This is a genomic window from Shewanella sp. GD04112, assembly GCF_029835735.1.
In the GTDB taxonomy this organism is placed as follows: Bacteria; Pseudomonadota; Gammaproteobacteria; order Enterobacterales; family Shewanellaceae; genus Shewanella.
In genome coordinates, this window is record NZ_JAOEAL010000001.1 from 1281564 (window position 1) to 1304352 (window position 22789).

Annotated in this window: 19 protein-coding genes; 12 read left to right on the forward strand and 7 right to left on the reverse strand. The window is 48.7% G+C overall.

Features of this window, described 5'->3' with window-relative positions:
- Positions 1 to 19: 19 nt before the first annotated feature.
- Entirely contained in the window at positions 20 to 1687 is a 1668-nt protein-coding gene (gene ettA, locus N7386_RS05615) for an energy-dependent translational throttle protein EttA (protein WP_088210825.1), read from the reverse strand.
- A gap of 190 nt (positions 1688 to 1877) precedes the next feature.
- On the opposite strand from ettA, the gene glyA reads away from it, so the two are divergent.
- The 9 genes from glyA (at position 1878) to N7386_RS05660 (ending at position 9423) form a co-directional block, all read left to right on the forward strand.
- A complete protein-coding gene (glyA, locus tag N7386_RS05620; RefSeq protein WP_011625551.1) occupies positions 1878 to 3131 on the forward strand; it encodes a serine hydroxymethyltransferase in 1254 nt (417 codons plus the stop codon).
- A 210-nt stretch (positions 3132 to 3341) separates the two neighbouring features.
- Positions 3342 to 3791 carry a transcriptional regulator NrdR gene (nrdR, locus tag N7386_RS05625; RefSeq protein WP_011073317.1) on the forward strand — a complete coding sequence of 150 codons (450 nt, stop codon included), beginning with the start codon at positions 3342 to 3344 and terminating at the stop codon, positions 3789 to 3791.
- Between the two features lie 87 nt (positions 3792 to 3878).
- Positions 3879 to 5024: a bifunctional diaminohydroxyphosphoribosylaminopyrimidine deaminase/5-amino-6-(5-phosphoribosylamino)uracil reductase RibD gene (gene ribD, locus N7386_RS05630; protein WP_279767377.1), complete on the forward strand. Its 1146-nt coding sequence runs from the start codon at positions 3879 to 3881 to the stop codon at positions 5022 to 5024.
- Positions 5025 to 5031: 7 nt separating this feature from the next.
- Positions 5032 to 5688 (forward strand): riboflavin synthase, encoded by a 657-nt coding sequence (locus N7386_RS05635; protein ID WP_011621887.1) that lies wholly within the window; start codon positions 5032 to 5034, stop codon positions 5686 to 5688.
- Positions 5689 to 5755: 67 nt separating this feature from the next.
- Positions 5756 to 6859 carry a bifunctional 3,4-dihydroxy-2-butanone-4-phosphate synthase/GTP cyclohydrolase II gene (gene ribBA / locus N7386_RS05640; protein WP_279767380.1) on the forward strand — a complete coding sequence of 368 codons (1104 nt, stop codon included), beginning with the start codon at positions 5756 to 5758 and terminating at the stop codon, positions 6857 to 6859.
- Between the two features lie 139 nt (positions 6860 to 6998).
- A complete protein-coding gene (ribE, locus tag N7386_RS05645) occupies positions 6999 to 7475 on the forward strand; it encodes a 6,7-dimethyl-8-ribityllumazine synthase (protein ID WP_011073313.1) in 477 nt (158 codons plus the stop codon).
- A gap of 14 nt (positions 7476 to 7489) precedes the next feature.
- Complete coding sequence (nusB, locus tag N7386_RS05650; protein WP_279767381.1) at positions 7490 to 7894, forward strand: transcription antitermination factor NusB; 405 nt, start codon at positions 7490 to 7492, stop codon at positions 7892 to 7894.
- Between the two features lie 78 nt (positions 7895 to 7972).
- A complete protein-coding gene (gene thiL / locus N7386_RS05655; protein ID WP_279767383.1) occupies positions 7973 to 8929 on the forward strand; it encodes a thiamine-phosphate kinase in 957 nt (318 codons plus the stop codon).
- The gene (locus N7386_RS05660; protein ID WP_279767384.1) at positions 8929 to 9423 is read left to right on the forward strand and encodes a phosphatidylglycerophosphatase A; all 495 of its coding nucleotides are present in this window, start codon (positions 8929 to 8931) and stop codon (positions 9421 to 9423) included. Before thiL ends, N7386_RS05660 begins: the two co-directional genes overlap by 1 nt.
- Before the next feature lie 70 nt (positions 9424 to 9493).
- On the opposite strand, the gene N7386_RS05665 is transcribed toward N7386_RS05660, so the two are convergent.
- From N7386_RS05665 to N7386_RS05675, 3 genes are all read right to left on the reverse strand, one after another.
- Positions 9494 to 10369 carry a universal stress protein gene (locus N7386_RS05665; RefSeq protein ID WP_279767385.1) on the reverse strand — a complete coding sequence of 292 codons (876 nt, stop codon included), beginning with the start codon at positions 10367 to 10369 and terminating at the stop codon, positions 9494 to 9496.
- Between the two features lie 414 nt (positions 10370 to 10783).
- Entirely contained in the window at positions 10784 to 12442 is a 1659-nt protein-coding gene (gene recN, locus N7386_RS05670) for a DNA repair protein RecN (RefSeq protein WP_089068229.1), read from the reverse strand.
- A 129-nt stretch (positions 12443 to 12571) separates the two neighbouring features.
- Positions 12572 to 13534 carry an AEC family transporter gene (locus tag N7386_RS05675; protein ID WP_089068228.1) on the reverse strand — a complete coding sequence of 321 codons (963 nt, stop codon included), beginning with the start codon at positions 13532 to 13534 and terminating at the stop codon, positions 12572 to 12574.
- Between the two features lie 276 nt (positions 13535 to 13810).
- On the opposite strand from N7386_RS05675, the gene lldR reads away from it, so the two are divergent.
- Positions 13811 to 14710 (forward strand): LysR family transcriptional regulator LldR, encoded by a 900-nt coding sequence (gene lldR, locus N7386_RS05680; RefSeq protein ID WP_279767386.1) that lies wholly within the window; start codon positions 13811 to 13813, stop codon positions 14708 to 14710.
- A 5-nt stretch (positions 14711 to 14715) separates the two neighbouring features.
- Here lldR and N7386_RS05685 read toward each other — a convergent pair whose 3' ends face one another.
- The 3 genes from N7386_RS05685 to barA form a co-directional block, all read right to left on the reverse strand.
- Complete coding sequence (locus tag N7386_RS05685; protein ID WP_011625558.1) at positions 14716 to 14949, reverse strand: DUF3319 domain-containing protein; 234 nt, start codon at positions 14947 to 14949, stop codon at positions 14716 to 14718.
- 363 nt (positions 14950 to 15312) lie between these two features.
- Entirely contained in the window at positions 15313 to 15912 is a 600-nt protein-coding gene (locus tag N7386_RS05690; protein ID WP_011716210.1) for a YjaG family protein, read from the reverse strand.
- A complete protein-coding gene (barA, locus tag N7386_RS05695) occupies positions 15887 to 18694 on the reverse strand; it encodes a two-component sensor histidine kinase BarA (RefSeq protein ID WP_279767387.1) in 2808 nt (935 codons plus the stop codon). The genes N7386_RS05690 and barA overlap by 26 nt, the downstream gene beginning before the upstream one ends.
- Positions 18695 to 18795: 101 nt before the next feature.
- Between barA and rlmD the strand changes: the two genes are divergently transcribed.
- On the forward strand, positions 18796 to 20145 hold the full coding sequence (rlmD, locus tag N7386_RS05700; RefSeq protein WP_279767389.1) for a 23S rRNA (uracil(1939)-C(5))-methyltransferase RlmD: 1350 nt from the start codon (positions 18796 to 18798) through the stop codon (positions 20143 to 20145).
- A 189-nt stretch (positions 20146 to 20334) separates the two neighbouring features.
- A complete protein-coding gene (gene relA / locus N7386_RS05705) occupies positions 20335 to 22542 on the forward strand; it encodes a GTP diphosphokinase (protein WP_279767391.1) in 2208 nt (735 codons plus the stop codon).
- Positions 22543 to 22789 lie beyond the last annotated feature (247 nt).

The following is a 22789-nucleotide window of genomic DNA, read 5'->3' on the forward strand; positions in this document are numbered from 1 at the left end:
TACCTATAAACGATTGCGCTTACTTGGTCATACGCTTGTATTTTAAGCGGTGTGGCTCAACCACATCGGCACCATAGGTGTTCTTCAACCACGCAGAGTATTCGGTGTAGTTACCTTCGTAGAAGTTCACTTGGCCTTCGTCGCGGTAGTCCAGAATGTGGGTCGCGATACGGTCTAAGAACCAACGGTCATGCGAGATCACCATAGCACAACCAGGGAATTCGAGGATGGCTTCTTCCAGTGCGCGCAGGGTTTCAACGTCTAAGTCGTTGGTGGGTTCGTCGAGGAGCAGTACGTTACCGCCCGCCTGCAGCAGCTTAGCTAAGTGAACACGGTTGCGCTCACCGCCCGACAGGGTGCCGATAACCTTTTGCTGATCCGCACCACGGAAGTTGAAGCGGCCCACATAGGCGCGGCTTGGGATTTCCATGTTGTTGATGCGCATGATGTCTTGACCACCGGAAATTTCTTGCCAAATGGTGTTCTTGTCATTCATTGAGTCGCGGAACTGTTCAACCGATGCCAGTTGTACGGTTTCACCTAACTCGATTGTGCCGCTATCTGGCTGCTCGCTGCCTGACAGCATGCGGAACAGGGTCGATTTACCCGCGCCGTTAGCACCGATAATACCGACGATAGCGCCCTTAGGAATGGAGAACGACAGGTTGTCGATCAGCACGCGGTCACCGTAGGATTTGGTTAAGTTGTTAACCTCAATCACTTTGTCACCTAAACGTGGTCCTGGCGGAATAAACAGCTCGTTGGTTTCGTTACGTTTTTGGTAATCAGAGGTGTTCAGCTCTTCGAAGCGCGCCATACGGGCTTTGCCCTTAGACTGACGTCCTTTCGCGCCTTGGCGAACCCATTCTAATTCTTTCGCGATGGTCTTTTGGCGGGCGCTTTCAGCGGCAGATTCCTGCTTCAAGCGAGCATCTTTTTGCTCAAGCCATGAAGAGTAGTTGCCTTCCCATGGGATACCCTCACCACGGTCAAGTTCTAAAATCCAGCCAGCAGCGTTGTCGAGGAAGTAACGGTCGTGGGTAATCGCCACAACGGTGCCCGAGTATTCCTGCAGGAAGTGTTCGAGCCAAGCTACTGATTCGGCATCCAAGTGGTTGGTTGGCTCGTCGAGCAGCAGCATCTCTGGCTTTTCCAGCAGCAGACGACAAATCGCCACACGGCGGCGCTCACCACCCGATAAGACTTCGATCTTTTCATCCCAATCCGGCAGACGCAGCGCATTCGCCGCACGCTCAAGGATGTTGTCCAGATTATGGGCGTCCTGCGCTTGAATGATGGCTTCGAGTTCGCCTTGCTCTTTGGCAAGCGCGTCAAAGTCCGCATCGGGATCGGCGTAAGCCGCATAGACTTCGTCTAAGCGTTTGAGGGCATTTTTGGCTTCAGAAACCGCTTCTTCAATCGCTTCACGCACGGTTTGCGTCGGATCGAGTTTCGGTTCTTGCGGCAGGTAACCAATCTTCAGCCCTGGCATTGGGCGCGCTTCACCCTCAATCTCGGTATCGATACCGGCCATGATGCGCAGTAGGGTGGATTTACCTGAACCGTTAAGACCTAACACACCGATCTTAGCGCCGGGGAAAAAGCTTAAGGAAATGTCTTTAAGGATCTGCTTCTTAGGAGGAACAACCTTGCCCACCCGCAGCATGCTGTAAACAAACTGAGCCATTTTTCTGCATCTATAAGTGACTAATGATGCGGCTAATTCTACTCGATTGTGCGCCGAACTCAACTCGGCATTGAGGCGAGTTCAAGGTAAAACTGTAGGATTTTCATGTTTCAGAGACTGGGATTGTCGGCTAGTTACGAGTAGAATACCGCGCAACCCTACCTACAAGAATTGGCAGCTGGAGTAAGCAATGCTGAAAAAAGATATGAATATCGCAGATTATGATCCGGAACTGTTCAACGCAATTCAGAACGAAACTCTGCGTCAAGAAGAGCATATTGAGCTGATTGCTTCTGAAAACTACACCAGTCCACGCGTGATGCAAGCGCAAGGTTCACAATTAACCAACAAGTACGCCGAAGGTTATCCTGGCAAGCGTTACTACGGTGGTTGTGAATATGTGGACGTAGTTGAAACCTTAGCGATTGAGCGTGCAAAACAACTGTTTGGTGCGACCTACGCAAACGTACAACCTCACTCAGGTTCTCAAGCAAACAGCGCCGTTTACATGGCATTGTTAAAACCAGGCGATACCGTTTTAGGTATGAACCTCGCTCACGGTGGTCACTTGACCCACGGTTCACCTGTAAACTTCTCCGGTAGACTGTACAACATCATTCCTTACGGCATCGATGAATCAGGCAAAATCGACTACGACGAAATGGAACGTCTGGCGGTTGAACATAAGCCTAAGATGATGATCGGTGGTTTCTCTGCTTACTCAGGCATCGTTGACTGGGCAAGAATGCGCGAAATCGCAGACAAAATCGGTGCTTACCTGTTTGTCGACATGGCGCACGTTGCGGGTCTTATCGCCGCTGGTGTGTATCCAAACCCAGTGCCACACGCGCACGTTGTGACGTCAACCACTCACAAGACCTTAGCCGGTCCTCGTGGCGGTATCATTCTGTCTGCTGCCGATGATGAAGAGCTATATAAAAAGCTGAACTCTGCGGTATTCCCTGGCGGTCAAGGCGGTCCTTTGATGCACGTTATCGCCGGTAAAGCGGTAGCCTTCAAAGAAGCTTTAGAGCCAGAGTTCAAAGCTTACCAACAACAAGTGGTTAAGAACGCTAAAGCCATGGTTGAAGTGTTCTTAGAGCGCGGTTACAAGATCGTGTCTGGCGGTACTGACAACCACTTAATGCTGGTGGACTTAATCGGTCGCGACCTGACGGGTAAAGAAGCCGATGCCGCTTTAGGTAGTGCGAACATCACAGTAAACAAAAACTCTGTGCCAAACGATCCTCGTTCACCTTTCGTGACCTCTGGTGTGCGTATCGGTACGCCTGCGATCACTCGCCGTGGCTTTAAAGAAGCTGAAGCGAAAGAGTTAACCGGTTGGATCTGTGACATCCTCGACGATGCCCACAATCCAGCGGTCATCGAGCGCGTAAAAGGCCAAGTATTGGCTCTGTGTGCCCGTTTCCCTGTTTACGGTTAATTCGTTAACTTATCCTGATAAGGCGGCTGAGTTCACAACTGCTTAGGGTGTCACTCTTAGGTGGTTAACCTCAGCCGATAAATAGGATAAAATCCCATGGCCGCATTAAGCGGCCATTTTTATTGCTAAAATCTTAGACTTAAACCCGCTCGGTTTAAGCAAGATACAGCGAAAGCCATAGGCTTTATCCCATTCACGGCAGGAGGCTCAATGCATTGTCCATTTTGCAGCGCGACAGATACTAAAGTGATCGATTCCCGATTAGTGGCGGAAGGCCATCAAGTGCGTCGTCGCCGAGAATGCACCGAATGCCACGAAAGATTTACTACCTTCGAAGGGGCAGAATTAGTCATGCCACGGGTGATTAAACGCGATGGTACGCGCCAACCCTTCGATGAAGAAAAGCTGCAAGCAGGTATGTTACGCGCGGTCGAAAAGCGCCCCGTGTCCATGGATGAAATCGAGCAGGCCTTAAGTAAAATCAAGTCAACGCTGCGGGCTACTGGCGAGCGCGAAGTGCCATCTGAGATGATAGGTAACTTGATGATGGAACAGTTAATGAGCCTAGACAAGGTTGCCTATATTCGTTTTGCCTCGGTTTATCGCGCCTTTGAAGATGTCTCCGAATTTGGTGAGGCGATTGCGAAACTGCAAAAGTAACGTGGGTTATCTTAGGTTAGTGCTTAGGTTAGCGCCTCGTTATGCGCCGCATTCGGGCACGCTTCCTCAAGATTTCATAGGGTTTATATGAATTGGTCAGAACTCGATAACCAGATGATGAGCCGAGCCATACAACTGGCTCGCAAAGGATTTTATACCACTCGCCCCAATCCTAGTGTGGGCTGCGTTATCGTAAAAGATAACCAGATTGTTGGTGAAGGTTATCATCAAAAAGCTGGCGAGCCCCACGCCGAGGTGCATGCACTGCGGATGGCTGGCGAGTTTGCCCGTGGCGCGACCGCCTATGTCACCTTAGAACCTTGCAGCCATTATGGCCGCACACCGCCCTGTGCCTTGGCGCTGATCAATATTGGTGTAAAACGAGTCGTGGTGGCGGTTGAAGATCCCAATCCGCAAGTCGGTGGCCGCGGTATTCAAATGCTGCGCGATGCGGGCATTCAAGTGGATGTTGGCTTGCACCGCGACGAAGCTTACGCTTTAAATCTTGGTTTTATGAAGCGCATGGAGTCGGGTCTACCTTGGGTGACGGTAAAGCTTGCCGCGAGTCTCGATGGTAAAACCGCGTTATCAAACGGGGTGTCTAAATGGATTACAGGCCCCGAAGCTCGCCGCGATGTGCAGCGTTTACGTTTACGCGCCTGCGCGCTAGTGACAGGGATTGACACTGTGATAGCCGATGACCCTTCGCTCAATGTGCGTTATTCAGAGCTTGGCAGTCTTAGTTCGCAATTGAGTGAAGCGCAAATTTTACAACCGCTGCGGGTGATTTTAGATAGTCGCTGCCGCATGCCGATTACGGCAGCCTTGCTTGCTATTGAATCGCCGATTTTATTAGTCTCAACAGAGCCTTACTCGCCAGCCTTTGTGGCGCAGTTGCCGGCCCATGTGACGTGTCTTCAATTACCAGCGATTGATGGTCGAATCTCGCTGCCCGTACTCTTAAGCTATTTAGGCAAAAGCTGCAATCAGGTGCTTATCGAAGCGGGCGCGACCTTAGCTGGCGCCTTTATCGGCGCGGGATTAGCCGATGAATTAGTGCTGTATCAAGCGATCAAAATCCTTGGCGCACAAGGACGTAATCTACTCGAATTACCCGATTATCAAATGATGGCCGATATTCCGACCCTCAAACTGGTCGATGAGCGTAAAGTGGGCGCGGATATGCGTTTCACCTTGCGGCTCACGTCCAATCCATCTTTAGCGAATAAGTGAGTTAACCATGTTTACTGGGATTATTGAGGCCGTAGGCACGCTGCGAAAGCTTGAACGTAAAGGCGATGATATTCGTTTGACGGTCGCCAGTGGCAAACTGGATTTAAGCGATGTGCGTTTAGGCGACAGTATCGCCACCAATGGTGTGTGTTTGACTGTGGTTCAGCAATTAGCCGACGGCTATGTGGCGGATGTGTCGGCTGAAACTGTCAGTCTCACAGGCTTTGCTAACTATAAAGTGGGCACTAAGGTTAATCTTGAAAAAGCCGTTACCCCGACAACTCGCCTCGGCGGGCATATGGTCAGCGGCCATGTGGATGGTATTGCCACCGTAGAGCAGCGTCTTGCTCGTGGTCAAGCAATCGAATTTTGGTTAGCGGCACCTGCGGAGCTGGCGCGCTATATCGCCCATAAAGGTTCTATCACCATCGATGGTGTGAGCCTCACGGTAAACGAGGTCGATGGACACCGTTTTCGTTTAACCATAGTGCCCCATACTGCGGGTGAAACCACGTTGGTGGATTTGAAAGCTGGCGATAAGGTGAATATTGAAGTGGATTTAATCGCCCGCTATTTAGAGCGTTTGATGCGCTTTGATACTAAAGAAACCCAAGGCGGTGGGGTGACCATGGAAATGTTAGCCCGTGCTGGCTTTGTGCGTTAGGGCACTGGCACTTAGCTCACTTAGGTATAGAATTTCATAACAACTGTAAAATCATAAAGGTCCTACAATGGCGCTGCACAGTATAGAAGAGATCATCGAGGATATTCGTCAAGGTAAAATGGTTATTTTGATGGATGACGAAGACAGAGAAAACGAAGGCGACCTGATTATGGCGGCCGAGCTGGTCACGCCTGAAGCGATTAACTTTATGGCGAAATACGGTCGTGGACTCATTTGCCAAACGATGACTAAGGCCCGTTGCCAGCAGTTAAACCTGCCCTTGATGGTGACTAATAACAATGCGCAGTTCTCGACTAACTTTACGGTATCGATTGAAGCAGCAGAAGGCGTAACCACCGGGATTTCGGCCCACGACCGTGCTGTTACTGTTAAAGCGGCTGTGGCAAAAGATGCCAAGGCATCGGATTTAGTACAGCCGGGTCATATCTTCCCATTAATGGCGCAGGACGGCGGCGTGTTAACCCGCGCTGGTCACACTGAAGCGGGTTGTGATTTAGCCCGTTTAGCGGGGCTTGAGTCATCGGGGGTGATTGTTGAGATCCTCAATGAAGATGGCACTATGGCTCGTCGCCCCGATCTAGAGATTTTCTCTGAATTACATGGGATTAAAATCGGCACTATTGCGGCGCTTATCGAATACCGCAACACCAAAGAAACCACAGTCGTGCGCGAAGCCAAATGTAAACTGCCAACCCGCTTTGGCGAGTTTGACATGGTGACCTTTAGGGATACCATCGACAATCAACTGCACTTTGCCTTAGTGAAGGGCGAGGTAAAGCCAGATTGTTTAGTGCGCGTACATTTACAAAATACCTTCAACGATTTACTCCACTCAGAGCGCGATCAGCAGCGTAGCTGGCCACTTGAAAAAGCGATGGAGCGTATTTCTGCCGAAGGTGGTGTGTTGGTGCTGCTGGGCAATCAAGAGCATACCTGTGAAATCCTCTCTAAAGTCAAAGCCTTTGAAGCGGAAGATCAAGGTCAAGCGCCAGCCTCTGCAAAATGGCAAGGCACTTCACGCCGCGTGGGTGTAGGCTCGCAAATCCTTGCCAGCCTTGGGGTAACCAAAATGCGCCTCTTGAGTTCGCCTAAGCGTTATCACTCGCTCTCTGGTTTTGGGCTTGAAGTGACTGAATACGTAGCGGAGTAACAGGCTGAGCTTGTTAGACGTTGCACTAAGGTAAAATTAATCATTTGTATAATTTGCATAGGGCTGTGGGCGATTGACTGTGGTATCATGTCGCCACTTTTCGCCCAAGCCGGGTGCTTTAGCTAAATTAGGTAAGAAAATGAACGTAGTTCAAGGTAATATCGAAGCGAAGAATGCCAAAGTTGCGATTGTAATTTCGCGTTTTAACAGCTTTTTAGTTGAGAGCCTGCTTGAAGGTGCACTTGACACGCTGAAACGTTTTGGCCAAGTCAGTGATGAAAACATCACTGTCGTCCGTGTACCTGGTGCGGTTGAGTTACCGCTGGCTGCACGTCGTGTTGCCGCAAGTGGTAAGTTTGACGGTATCATCGCACTTGGTGCTGTGATCCGTGGTGGTACCCCTCATTTTGATTTTGTTGCAGGTGAATGTAACAAAGGTCTAGCTCAAATCGCATTAGAGTTCGATCTGCCCGTTGCCTTCGGTGTGTTGACGACAGATACCATTGAACAAGCCATTGAGCGTTCAGGTACTAAAGCAGGTAACAAGGGCGGCGAAGCTGCACTAAGCTTGCTTGAAATGGTCAATGTTCTGCAACAGCTAGAACAACAGTTGTAATAGTAGGAAAAATAATGAAGCCTTCTGAGCGCCGCAAGGCCCGCCGTTTAGCCGTACAAGCCATTTATTCATGGCAACTAAGCGGGAATAATATTGCCGATGTCGAGTACGAGTTTTTAACTGAACAGAGCCTCGACGGTGTTGATGTAGCTTATTTTCGTGAGCTATTTGCAGGCGTAGCAACTAAGAAAACCCAACTGGATGAGTTGTTCATTCCACACTTAGACCGCCCCATTGATGAGGTGTCGCCAGTGGAGAAGGCCATAGTTCGCTTAGCGGCCTATGAGCTGACTTTCCGTAAAGATGTGCCGTTCAAAGTCGCGATTAACGAGGCGATTGAACTGGCTAAAGCTTTCGGTGCGGATGAAAGCCATAAGTTTGTTAATGGATTACTCGACAAACTGGTTGCACGTAAGTAATAAGGACAAACGGTATCTTAGGATACCGTTTTTCATTGCTAACAAAGGTGGCCGATGTGAGTCGCGCCAAACTGTACAGTGAAAGAATTCCAACTTATTGAATGTTATTTCAATCACCGCGGCCCCACGCGTCGTGATGTCAAACTGAGTATTGGCGACGATTGCGCCCTAGTGCAGCCCGCCGAAAACAAGTCGATCGCCATCTCCTGCGATACCTTAGTCGAAAACGTTCACTTCTTCCCCGATATTCCCCCTCAAGCCTTAGGTTACAAAGCACTAGCCGTAAATCTTTCGGATTTAGCCGCCATGGGGGCTGAACCTGCTTGGATGACGCTTGCGCTTACCTTGCCAGAGGTTAACGAAGCTTGGCTGAGCGGCTTTAGTGAGGGACTCTTCGAAGCGGCTGAGTATTACGGCATTGCCCTTATTGGCGGCGATACTACCCGCGGCCCTAGAGCCATTAATATTACCGTGCATGGGCAAGTGCCGCAGGGTAAGGCGTTGACGCGTCACGGTGCAAAAGCGGGTGACTGGATTTATGTGACCGGTACGCTAGGTGATTCGGCATTAGGGCTGGATTTGATCCGTGGCGTGCAGCATGCGCGTGCGGAGCATAAAGAGTTCTTAATCAATCGCCATTATCGTCCGACGCCTAGAGTGTTAGCGGGCCAGTCGTTACGGTCTTTAGCATCCAGTGCTATCGACTTATCCGACGGTTTTATCTCGGACATTGGCCATATCCTCAAAGCATCGCAGGTAGGCGCGGTTGTGGATGTGGGGGCGATTCCGTTGTCCCGTGCCATGCAGGATACCGTGAGCGAAGAGCATGCCTTAGGTTATGCGCTAACGGGGGGCGAGGATTATGAGCTGCTCTTTACCGTGCCAGAGGCGCAAAAAGGCGCGTTAGAAACGGCACTGAGCCACGCTGGGACTAAGTTTGTGCGGGTTGGGCAAATTTGCGCGGGCAGTAAACTTAAGTTGCAACTCAATGGTGAGCCCTTTACGCCGCCATATCATGGTTTTGAGCATTTTTAATGAAGTTGTTATCCCAAGATCAGGCGCTGTCGCGCCTGTCTCTTAAAAATCCGATCCATTTTTTAGCTTTAGGCTTTGGCAGCGGTTTAGCGGCTAAGGCCCCCGGCACCTTTGGCACCTTGGCGGCAGTTCCGCTCTATTTGTTGTTGGCTCAATTGCCCTTGAGTTGGTATTTAGTTGTGACCTTAGTATGCGTACTCGCGGGGATTTATATCTGCGATAAAGCTGCTAAAGACATGGGCGTACATGACCATGGTGCAATCGTTTGGGATGAAGTGGCGGGTCTATTAATCACTATGATTGCCGCGCCAGCCGGAGTGCTCTGGTTAGTCGTTGGTTTTGTGCTGTTTCGTCTCTTTGACATCATCAAGCCTTGGCCAATTCGTTGGCTCGATGCCAAGGTCGAAGGCGGCTTTGGCATTATGATCGACGATGTATTAGCTGGCATTTTTGCGCTTATTGGTGTGCAGGTCCTGGCGGCTTTTATCCAATAATGAAACCGATTGGTGATAATCAAGCCGCCGTTAGTGAATACTAAAGGCGGCTTTTGTTTGTGTCGGTGTTTTAATGTGGATGTCGCGGTTTGACAATAAAGAGATCAGTTCGCAGTTTGTTAATGATATTTCGCGCTGCATTACCTTTGAATGCGCTAAACATGCCTTTGCGTTCGGCGCTGCCCATCACCAGCATATTGACGTTGAGCCTGCGGGCCTCATTGGAAATCGTATCTTCGGGCAAGCCTTCTTCAATGTGTAAGTTGCGTGTGTTGAGATTATGCTGCCGTGCCACTGTGGTGAGCCTCGCTTTATATTTTTCCCGCTCAGAAACAGGCTCCTGTGGTTGCTGATTAAAGCTCATATAGAAGGGATCTGGCAAGTAACTGTTAATTAAGTGCAGATCATTTGATAGCAAGGTTGCAATCCGTTTACTTTCTTCTATTAGGGTTTCATTGAACTCGAGGTGAGCCATATTTTCATTGTCGAGTTCCAGTGCGGTGAGTACATGGCCGTTCTCATGCCAATCTTCAAGATCGACAAACATCACTGGAATATTAGGCAATCTCAGTAATTGCCATTCATCTGCAATTAAAAATTCACTAAAGAAAGGTGGATAGAATTTATGACTGACGATGATGAGATCGTAATCTAACTGGCTACATTCATTGACGATAGCATTGTGAATTGAATGGGAAAGACATTCCTTTATACGGATTGGATATTGTTTATCGGGATAGGCCAAGATAGGCTTTCGCCTGTCATCAGGCATTACCTTTGACTTATCTCTATGAAATAACAGATTAAGATTAAAATTGTGGGTTCGTTTCACTTTTAGGATAGTTAACGATGCGTGGCATTTCCTGGCCAATACGACGGACTTTTTTAGAACCGCGTTGGGGGGAACTGATTCATCCACCGCCGCGAGAATATGCTGGAAAGGCATGCTAAAACTCCTATTGACCTGAGAGGTAATTAAGTCTAGGAAAATAGGGCTCATACGGTAATATTAATTATCGCTATTAAATTTGCAATCTAGCCAATAATAATCTAACTAAAATTAATAAATAAATTTCATGTGGTTACCTTAATCTACGATAGTGCTTTCGAATATTTTTTTATAATCATGCCTATTTATATAAAAATTTATTCATTCCCCCTTCACTAAGGGTGATTGTTATCATCAGAAGGTATTTGGTCTATAGTATTTAGATATTAGGTTGTTTGAATATTCTAACGTATTCTAAAACTTAATATTATTTATGCTTTAGCTTGGATAATTATTCTGCACAATAAAAATGAAGGCTCTCTCAGAACCTTCATTATGTGTACACCTTCATTTACAGGATTAAGCGAATGACTACTGTAATAACTCCCGTGCATTGGCTAAGGTGTTGGTGGTAATCGTATCGCCACCGAGTAATCTGGCGAGTTCTTGGATACGTTGTTCCCTATCTAAAGGCGTCATAGTGGTTTCAGTACTTCCTGCCTTGTTGAATTTATTCACAAACATATGTTGATGACCATTACCTGCAACTTGCGGCAAGTGGGTCACGCACAGCACTTGGGTCGATTCGCCAAGGCTACGTAGCATACGTCCAACCACAGCTGCTGTGGGGCCTGAGATCCCAACATCCACTTCGTCGAAAATGAGTGTCGGAGTGGCAACCTTTTTCGCGGTAATGACTTGAATACCAAGGCCTATACGTGACAATTCGCCGCCTGAGGCAACCCTAGATATAGGTTGTAATGGCTGGCCTGGGTTGGTGGTGACCATAAACTCAATATTATCGCTGCCATTCATCGACATGATTTCTGGGTTGAAATTCACTTCAATGGTGAACTTACCCTTAGGCATATTGAGTTCGTGAATGGATTGAGTCACCAATTTATCCAGCTCTTTCGCATAACGGGCGCGGCTCTGACTCAGCTTTTGCGCGTTAGCGAGGTAGGCTACTTTACTGGCCTCCACTTGGCGTTGGATATCTTCTAGCTTATTTTCATCATCATCGAGTGTGGTGAGTTCGGCCCTGAGGGCGAGATGATGCTCGGCTAATTTGTCAGGGCTAACATGGTGCTTACGGGCCAGTTGCATGGCTTTAGTGAGCCTTTCCTCTAAATAGGCAAAATGCGCGGGATCGAGTTCAAGTTTACTTAGGTAGTGCTGCAATTCGCCAGCGCTCTCTTGCACTTGAATAAGCGCCTCGTTCAGCATAGTGCTGACATTGGATAATGCGGGGTCATAGCTTAGCAAATTCTCTGCCAGGCCAACGGCTTTATTCAGCAGTGACTCGATATTGCTCTCTTCGCCATCCGTGAGCAAAAACAGGCTGGCTTGGCAGCTATCGACCAATTCGGTGCCGTTTGCAAGACGCTTGTGTTCCTGTTCAATCTCTTCAAATTCACCGACTTTGAGATCAAACTCATCTAGCTCTTCAACTTGATATTGCACCAGTTGTTTACGGGCGATACGTTCCTGCTGTGAGGCTTCTAATTGCTTGAGTTCTGCTTCGATTTGTTTACAGCGCTGATAGCTTGCCGCCACAGTGTCTATCAGTAGTCTGTGATTGGCGTAGCTATCGAGTAAGGTGAGCTGGTGTTCACTCTTTAACATTGCATGGTGGGCGTGCTGGCCATGGATACCCACAAGTAATTGCCCCAGTAATTTTAACTGAGTCAAAGGGACGGGATTGCCATTGATATAGGCGCGTGAGCGGCCATCACTGCCGATGGTTCGACGCAGAATGCACTCATCATCGAGTTCGAGATCGTTATCTTCGAGCCAGCGTTTTGCCAGAGGCACATCCTCGAGTGAAAATCGGGCACTGACTTCGGTTTTGCTCGCGCCAGGGCGAACGCTGCTGGCATCGGCACGGTTGCCTAGGCACAAACCTAGGGCGTCGATGGCGATGGATTTCCCCGCGCCAGTCTCACCGGTAATGCTGGTCATTCCGGGGCGAAAGTCCAATTCAAGGAAACGTACGATAGCGAAATTGTTGATGCTGAGTTGGCAAAGCATAGTGAGTTCCTGTCGAAAAACTTACCAAATCACTGTATTGATAAACAGTATATACTGAATTTATATACAGTAAAGTGGCTTTGGGTGAATATTCGACATGTCGCTATGTCATAAAATCTAATTATTTGTTTATGAATAGGTTTTAACGAGCTGTTCCAGAATGGGTAAGCTGAAAAAGGTCACTATGGTACCAAAGAGTATCCCTTGGGCACTGCTGGAGGCCTGGGTGTTATAGCGTTGAGCCAACAGATAGACGCTTGCCGCAGTGGGTAAGGCGCTAAGGATAACGCCCATAACGAGATAGTCGCCCGTGACCCCCACGCCTTTCAACATGAAGTAAACCAAGGCAGGTTGCAGGATAAGTTTAAACAGGTTGATCAGGCTCAGTTCGATAAAGTTTGTCAGGCTAAAGACTTTGCTATCTTTTTGATAGCGCATGGCTTTAGCCAATACCATGCCGACGGCAAAGAGGGCGCAGGGACTGGACGTATTGCCTATCTGCTGGATCATCATTGCCAAGCCTGAGGGGAGAGTTATCCCTAATGCCGAGATGGCCACGCCAATAAAACAACCTATCACAATTGGGTTTTTCACCACGGCTAACAGCATGATCACCGCGGCGTGATGTTGTCGCTGTTTATTGGTGGCGAGTTCTAGCGAGACCAAGGCCACGGCAAACATGAGTACGGACAATAAACTGGCAATCGCAGCGGCAACTAAGGCGCTTTGTTGCTGGGGGAATAAGATGATAAGGAGTGGAATACCAATAAATGCGGTATTACCAAAAGTGGCATTTAAGGCGCGCACGGCGGCAATTGCATGTTGTTTAGGATTAACCAGCAGGGAGATGCCGATACAAACGAGGTAAATCACCAGCATGGCTGCGCTGTACCCGGCGATAAATCCCCACTGTAGGATCTCTTCAATGGGCTGCTGCGCCAGTGCTATCAAGAGGATGGCAGGAAACGCAATATAGTAAACATATTGATTGAGTACTTGGTCTGTTTCTACTGGAAGAAAGCGCAGCTTTTGCACTAGTGTGCCCAGTAGCATGATTCCGAAGACGGCAAACAGAGGGGTTAAAATGTTCATGACCCTCACTCATCCTTTTGTGTTGCTTATCCCACGAGATAGCCTTAGTGATGCTTGATTTCATTCAAGCCGCCAAGGTGAGGTCGGTTGGGATGTTATTTCAGCGAATTGACGATAATCGGCGCTAGCGCAGTAAATCTGTTAGCAAAATAGCATAGCATTCCCCCTAGAGGCTATTGCGCTATGGTCGTAGAAGTGAATAATTCTACGTTTAAAACACAATGAGTTAGTGCGTTGCCTGAACGCAAGCACTCACATAAACAATTGGGATAGAAAATGGCTGATGATATAGGTGCCGAGCTGCAGTTAATTTATCTGTTTGTGCATTTAGTAAATGCGGGGAGTTTTTCCCAAGCGGCTAAAGAGCTCGATATGCCCATCGCCACTGTAAGCCGCAAGCTGGCCAAGCTTGAGGAGAAGCTCGATAAGCAATTGTTTATGCGTAGCACTCGTAAGCTGCGGTTAACCGAAGAAGGCCTAGCGTTATTTCAACGCTACCAGAGCGTCATTGCCCAATTTGATGAACTCAGCGGTGTCGGCAGTGATAAGCCCGAAGGGACATTGCGGATTGCGGCGCCGATTTCGATTATTTCCATCATCTTTATCCGCGCATTGAACGAGTTTGGGCGTTTATATCCCGATATCCGCTTACATATTTCCCAAAGCAATGAGTTAGTCGATTTAATTGATAAAGGGATCGATGTGGCGATTGTGGGCGGGGCCCAGCCCGATTCCTCTTGGGTGTCGAGCACCTTAGGCGAACTCGATTACCGCCTATTTGCGACGCCGGAATATTTAGCCGCGGCGCCTAAGTTAACCCATCCCGATGATCTCGAAGCCCATCAGTTAATTAAAGTGTGGCCACTGTTTAACTGGCACTTAAAGCACCCAAATGGCGAGTCGTTTTATTTTAATGGCCCGACAAAGCTCACGCTCACGGATCTGCACGGGGCGATTCAGGCGACTCTCGATCACGGCGGCATACTCTATGGCCCAGAATTATTTGTAAAACAGCAGATTAAAGAGGGACAGTTAAAAGTACTCTTGCCCGAATGGATAGGTGAGCAGCGCAGAATATCGATTCTGTACCACCAGCGGAGTCAGCAGCCGCTAAAGGTAAAAGTATTTATAGAGTTTATGCAGTCTAAGGCGCCCGAGCTGTTTTCGATGATTTAAGCTCGTTAGCGTTTGCGGGGTTTTAGCGGATTTTTACTCATGGAGTTTTGGGTCTGTTTCGCCTCTTGTAGGCTGGCTCGGGTGGCGGGCACAATCCCCAGTTCAAGGTAGTAATTGACTAAACGGCGCAGTTCAAACAGAGAACCAATACGGCTTTGCTGGCCTATGGTGAGTTTCCAGGTATCGGTGCGACCTTCGCTATTGGTTAAGATAAATCCTTGGTAAACGAGTTTTTTCATATTCAATGGATGCTCGGCTAAATCCTATCCCTCACAGTGTTATCCCTTGGCTAATACCAATCACATTAAATATCTAATCAGTTCAGAGCCTCACAGGCGTCTCAATCCAAGGCGCATTGACGAAGAAATGGTTATTCCCTTTTAAGTCAATGTAACACGGGAGTGAGACGCCTGTGAGGCTCCCGAAGGGCGGGGTTGAACGGGCTTTATACTGCGTTTAAGGCTTTCGACAGAGCGCCACTATGCCTTCAAGCCTTCGCCTTGTCTAAAGCCCGTTTAACTCCCGCTGAATGAACAGATATTTAATACGATTGGTATAAGATGCTACCTAATAGTGAATCATTCTTAGGTAGCAGGACTCATTTACGCGACGCTAATACCGATATTCGAGACTCCCGCTTCGATAATCTCTTTGCGTAAACCTTTCACCAACTCTGCGGTGATCTTAGGATTTTCTTCGATGATTTCCAGCAGCGTATTTTGCAGTTCGCGCTCTTCTTCCATCACTTCATGGGCGAAGACATAGTCATCTAAGGCATCATCGGTTAAATCCACATCGCTGATGGTCTCGATGTAGTTTGCCACAGTGCTTGAGGATAACTTGCTGATATTGGTGATATCTTCTTCCAGATCGGTTTGAATCGCACCGAGTAACGTAGACAGAGCAACTACAGCATCCATCGCTGGGTATACGCCATAGTTATCAAAATCGGCGGGTTCAGGGGTGTTATCTTCTAAGCGCTGCAGATGCACATCGATGTTGAATTTTAGCTTGTTGTCGTACTGGGATTGCCAAAGAAGATCGAGCACAGTGCTTAATACCGCAGGATCGCCAAACTCGCAAACCTCTGAAAACAATTGATAGTTAGGTAACATTCGTTGGCAAAGGGCAATGGCAAAGAGTTTTTTCTGTGGTAGTTCTAGCGCCTTTAAACGCTTAAAGAAGCCCGTTTTTTTGGTCATCTGTTATTTCCGCTGATAGCTGTGATAGCACTTGTTTTGCCGCCGATTCTACCTTAGTTAGCTCATCAAGTAACTCTAGTATTTCCGGTTCGAGATCTTCGACACGGGCATCACGTTTCAATGCCGATTCAATCTCTTGGCATAATCGCTGTGTCGTTGGTACCCCACAATAGCAACTAGCACCATGAAGTTTATGGATTGTGCTGAGCATAGTCGCTTGGTCATCTTGGCTCAGCGCCGTCTCGATTGCCGAAACGGTTTGAGGCAGCGAATCCAATAACATGCGCAGCATGTCTAAGGCTAAATCCGACTTATGGTTAGCTTGGGTTAAGCAAAGATCCCAGTTGAGGGTATGTAAATCGAAATGGGTGAACTTGGGCCGAGTGATCCAGCGGTTTATTTCGGCTTTGAGGGCCGCTTCATCTATGGGTTTAGGCAAGTACCCATCCATACCGCTGCCTAAAATCAGTTCACGTTCCTCGGCAATCGCGTGGGCGGTCACGGCAATAATCGGCGTGTTACGGTTCATCGACCCTTGGCGGATTTGCTTAGTGGCGCTGATACCGTCGGTGCCCGGCATCTGAATATCCATAAAGATAAGGTCAAAGGTGCGGCTCTTGGCTTGTTTGACGGCTTCTTCACCGCTGTTAACGGCGATGACGGTCGTCACTAACTCGTTAAGCAGGGTATCAATCAGCTTTAAATTGGCAAAGTTATCGTCCACCGCCAATACGGTCAATGATTGGCGCGCGGCGGGCACTGTGATGCTGGCTGGTGGTGAAATATCATATTCTATTGGCGGATAGAGCATATTACGCGCCAGTTGGTGCTCGCTCACCGGCAGTGACAACACCACATCGGCATTGGGGCGAATAAATTGGCTTAGCACTTCCTGCTCTTGGCAATCGAACAGCACGATTAAGCAATCCGTCTTGGTCTTGGCTTGGTTTAAGGTGCTGACTAATTGATTGGGATTGCTAAATCCATGGCAACTCAACAGCACATAATCGAACTGATGCTCGGTGGTCGAGAGCGTCGTTAATAAGCTCGGAATGTGTTGATGGTGAGTAACTTTGGTATCCCATTGCTTTAATTGACGACTTATCACCGAATGGGTGAGCACTCTGGGCTCATAAAACAGCACGGTTTTATCTTTAAGTTTTTCAAAGGGCAATGAGTCACCAATTTGGAATTGACCGAGCCCCAATGGCAGAGTGAACCAGAAGTTTGAACCCTTATCCACCGCCGAGGTAAAACCAATTTGGCCGCCCATTTGGTTGACGAGACGCTTAGTGATGACCAGCCCAAGCCCTGTACCGCCAAAGCGGCGGGAAATCGAGGAATCCGCTTGACCAAAGGCTTGAAAGAGGTAGTCCTGCTGGCTGTCGTCAATCCCTATCCCGGTATCAATCACATCACAGCGCAGTACCACTTGCTCGTCGGTCTGGTTTTGTAATTCTAATTTGACTAACACGCTGCCCGAGTCGGTAAACTTGATGGCATTGCCTACTAAGTTATTGATAATTTGGCAAACGCGCATGGCATCGCCGTTAACATTGTCGGGGACGTTTGGCGCAATATCGACGACCAATTCCAGCCCTTTCGCCTGCGCGCTGCCCGAGATTAAGGTAATCGTCTCACCTAAGGTTTCCCTTAAGCCGAATGGCATTTTTTCTAACACCATTTTACCGGCTTCGAGTTTCGAGAAGTCGAGAATATCGTTAATAATTGCCAGCAGATTAGTGGCGCTGCGCTCGATGGTATTAATGTAATCGACTTGGCTCGAGTGCAGCGGGGTTTTAACGAGTTGACGGGCAAAGCCTATCACGCCGTTTAATGGCGTGCGCAGCTCGTGGGACATGTTCGCCAAGAATTCCGACTTAATGCGGCTGGCCTCCAGCGCGCGTTTTTTGGCTAAGTCGAGCTCGACGTTTTGGATCTCAATCTGCTCTAAGGTTTCCCGCAGATCCGAGGTGGCCTGATCGATATTTTGCTGCATCTCATCGTGATATTCAGATAGCGAACCCGCCATGGCGTTAATACCGCGTTTAAGCAAATCCAGCTCACCGATAAGATTGCCCTCGAGCCTAGCATCGAGTTTACCCTCGCGAATTTTGGCCACCACTCGTACCATTTCGGTAATCGGCTGGGTAACGTTTTTCACCAGACGAAAGGTAAACAACAGGTTTAATTGCACCCCAATCAAGACGATAATAAAGGCGGCCACGGCGGCCCTATGTTGTTCGAGCAGCGCGCGTTCTTTATTGATAATCACCGAAATATAACCGAGCAATTCGCCAGTATCGGTTTGGATATCAAAATTGATGGGTGCGCCCGGCGTCGGAGGGGCGGTGGCAAAAATCGGTGTTCTAAGGATAAGGCTATCGCCCACATGCTCGATTTCGGTTTTGTGCAGATTACTCAGCGCCTCTTTATAGCGCATGATTTCGAAATCTTTGTGGTAATGCGATGTGACAAAGAGTTGATTTTGAATATCAAAAATAGCGATAGATTTAACGAGCGTGGATTTATTCAGCTGCGCGGCGGCAAGGAGCCGTTTGGTCGCTTCCCTGTCATTGCCCACGAGTCCCACTTCACTGGCAATCGCTAAAGGTTCGATAATATTGCTGCCCTGTTCAATCAGCGTATCTTCGAGTTCATAGAAGCGATTTATGGTAAAGTAGCTGCCCAGCAGAATACCGACTAAGATCGTCGGCGCAAGCGCAAGCACCAGAACCCAGGAACGTAAGCTGTATTTGGTCATGTTGTTGACAGGGTTCATAGCCGCAGCGCAGTTTCCTAAGTTCTAGGGACGATATAATTTTATAAGACTGCCAGAAAAAGGGCGGTCTTTACCAGTTTTTTATTGATTTAGAGGCCGAAATGGCACAATTTTTTAAAGCAAAACCAAATAGTTCCAAGCAATTGTCCGCGAAGCAATCCTTTAGCGTGCACCAGCTGGATCATCTAGGGGCAGGTATAGCACAACATCAGGGAAAAGTCGTATTTATCCCCGGCGCCTTGCCCAGTGAAACCGTGCAGGCGCAGCTGACCGAACAAAAGAAAAATTATGCCCGAGCCAAGCTAATTAAAGTTGAGACACCGAGCGCTGAGCGAGTCACGCCGCTATGCCCACATTACCAAAGCTGTGGCGGCTGCGATTTACAGCATATGTCATTAGCTGGCCAGCGCGAGCATAAGTCCGCTGCCTTGGTTGATATTATGGCCAAATTTGCTGGCGCCGAAGGCAACTCAGTGCCTGCATTGACGGGCGAAGGTTGGCACTATCGTCGCCGTGCCCGCCTTGCGACTCTATTTGATAAAAATACCAAGCAGTTGAGCCTAGGATTCCGCGCCTCGAGCAGTAGCCAAGTCGTGCCTATTGATACCTGCTTAGTCTTGGCGAAACCCTTAGCGGATTTAATCGCGCCCTTTGCTAAGTTGCTTAATCAACTGGCGGCCAAATCGAGCCTTGGGCATGTAGAATTGATTGATGCCGACAACGGTCATTTTGCGGTAATTCGGATCACTAAATCCTTAAATGATAAGGACATGGCAAAGCTTGCGCAGTTTGCCGAGCAGCATCAAATCCATATTTGTTTGCAAGACAACAACGGCGAGTTCCATGGGGTGAATGGCACGCTGTTATTACCCGTTTACCAGTTGCTCGATGATAACGCTGATGCAAAGCCTGTGAGCCTCACCTTTACCCCAGGTAACTTTGTGCAAGTGAATGCGCAAATTAACAAGGCCATGGTGGCGCAGGCGTTAGACTGGTTAGCACCACAGCCGGGTGAGCGTATTCTCGATCTCTTCTGTGGTATGGGGAACTTCAGTTTGCCCTTAGCTAAACTGGGCGCCGAAGTGATTGGGGTTGAAGGGGTGCCAGAAATGGTTAGCCAAGCCCGTGAAAACGCGGCGGCAAATGGCTTAAGCAATTTAACCTTTTACCATGGCGACTTAAGTGCCGATTTATCCTGCGAGCCTTGGATGGGCAAGATTGATAAGTTGCTACTCGATCCTGCCCGTGCGGGTGCGTTCGAGAGTTTGCAATGGCTTAAGAAGATGAAACCCCGCCAAGTGGTGTATGTGTCTTGTAATCCGGCGAGCTTGGCCCGCGACAGTGCGGTGTTGCTTGAACGTGGCTACAAGTTACAAAAGTTAGGCTTAATCGATATGTTCCCGCAGACGCATCATATCGAAGCCATGGCGTTGTTTGAGCTTGCAAAATAAGGCTTATTGGTTGGGCAAGGTTTCTTCACTTGCCCGCGTTATTCGAGTGTAAAGTAAGCAAAGCGTTTGAATAACGTAAAAAATGTGAAGTTTCGTCTCGTTGGGTTTGACAAGTCCGTGCCAATGCTGAAGATAGGAGTGCCGAGGTGGTGCCACTTTTCTCTGAGCACGAATAAGGAAATAAATTAGATGGTCTCTGTTCGCGAAGCGCACTTTAATGATCCCGATTTTCATCTTGAAGATTGGGTGGCTCGCTATGTCAGTCATGTCGAGGAGGCGCAAACCTTACTCACCCTGATTGCACAGGTCGAAGCCTTACCCGCTAAGAGTCCTGCCGCGAAAAGAGAACTACTCGAACGTGCCCGCGAGATGATTGAAATCCTCGCGCCGCTGAATATGGATATCGAGACGCTGCAAGCGGCTATCTTGTTTGTGGTGTTTGATGCCGGCTTATTAAACGAAGAAGCGATCAAAGAAAAATTTGGTGAGTCCCTCGCGCGGTTAGTCGCCAGCGTTGTGACCATGGATGCCATTGGTGCGTTAAAAATCAATCCCAATAGCCGCTCAACCGAGCCGCAAATCGACAATATCCGCCGCATGTTACTGGCGATGGTTGAAGACGTACGCGCCGTGGTGATCAAACTGGCCGAGCGTGTTTGTTTGCTGCGCGCCGTGAAAAATGCCGACGAAGAAACCCGCGTCTTGCTGGCCCGCGAAATTGCCGACATTTATGCGCCGCTCGCTAACCGTTTGGGGATTGGTCAGTTAAAGTGGGAATTAGAAGATATTTCCTTCCGTTATTTGCATCCAGATACTTACAAGGACATTGCGAAACAGTTAGACGGTAAGCGGTTAGACCGCGAAGTCTATATCGAAAAATTTGTCGAGCAGTTGCAGCAGCGCCTCGATGAGGATCATATCCGCGCTAAGGTGTATGGTCGTCCAAAACATATCTACAGCATCTGGCGCAAGATGAAGGGCAAACACCTCAAGTTTGATGAGTTGTTTGACGTGCGCGCCGTGCGTATTGTCACCGAACGTTTGCAGGACTGCTACGGCGCCTTAGGGGTCGTGCACACTCTTTGGCACCATATCCCGCGCGAGTTCGACGACTACGTGGCCAACCCTAAACCTAACGGTTATCAATCGATTCATACCGTAGTGGTAGGGCCAGAAGGTAAAACCGTTGAAATTCAAATTCGTACCCAAGATATGCATGAAGATGCAGAGCTGGGGGTGGCCGCGCACTGGAAATATAAAGAAGGTAATCACTCCGGCAAACAGAGCGGCTACGAAGAAAAAATCAATTGGCTGCGTAAAATTCTGCAATGGCAGGAAGACGTGGTCGAAAGCGGCAACTTGGTCGAAGAAGTCCGTAGCCAAGTGTTTGAAGATAGAGTCTATGTCTTTACCCCAAGCGGTGAAGTCGTTGACTTGCCACTCGGTTCAACCGTGCTCGACTTTGCCTATTATATTCACTCGCAGGTCGGCCATAAGTGTATCGGTGCCAAGGTCGATGGCCGCATTGTGCCGTTTACTTATCAGGTCGAAACGGGTGAGCGTATCGAGATCATCACCTCGAAGCACCCTAATCCTAAGCGCGATTGGCTCAATCCAAACTTAGGTTATATCCGCACATCGCGGGCGCGCTCGAAAATTCAACATTGGTTTAAGCAGCAGGACCGCGATAAAAACATTATCGCCGGTAAAGAAATGCTCGAAGCCGAGTTGGCGCGAGTCAGCCTTAAAATCAAAGATGCCGCCATCGCCGTTGAGCGCTTTAATATGGCGAGTATGGACGACTTGCTTGCAGCCATCGGCGGCGGTGATGTGCGTTTACATCAGGTCGTTAACCATATTCAAAGTAAGTTGCGCCTCGATGAGGTGAGCGAAGAAGATGCGGTAGAAGAATTAGTTAAGAAGAGCCAACCTAAATCTGGCACCAACAGCCGTGGTCAGGTGGAAGTGAATGGCGTGGGTAACTTACTCAGCCATATCGCCCGTTGCTGCCAGCCCGTACCTGGGGATGAAATTTTAGGCTTTATCACCAAAGGACGCGGTATTTCGGTGCATCGCTCCGACTGTGAACAGGTGAAAGAGTTGATGCGCGTTCACCCTGAGCGTGGCGTCGATGTGGTTTGGGGCGAAAATTACTCTGGTGGTTATCGTATGCGCCTGCGCGTATTAGCCCATGATCGCAGCGGCTTATTGCGGGATCTCACCTCGGTACTCGCCGCCGAAAAATCCAATGTACTCGCCATGAGCTCCTCATCGGATATTAAGAATCAGACGGCAGCCATCGAGCTGGAATTAGAGCTATACAACCTCGATGGCTTATCGCGGGTGTTATCTAAGCTCTCCCAAGTCGATAGCGTGATAGAAGCAAGACGGCTTTAAGGTTAGCAATACCTTTCGAAGCGATTAGCCTCGAAATTAGCAATATAGAATACTTTGATAAGAGATATAGATCGGGGTGCAGGGAGGCTGTTCACCATTCTGAGCAATGGCATTTGCTCCCCGACGCGCAGCGAGTCCGTCCTTGGATGCTCGACCGCCCGTCTGATGTGAATGGATTCACGAATGCTGCGGTGGCATGGATGCCAAAGAGCGGCCATGGGGCGGACGCTCGTCTCGCAAATCACCA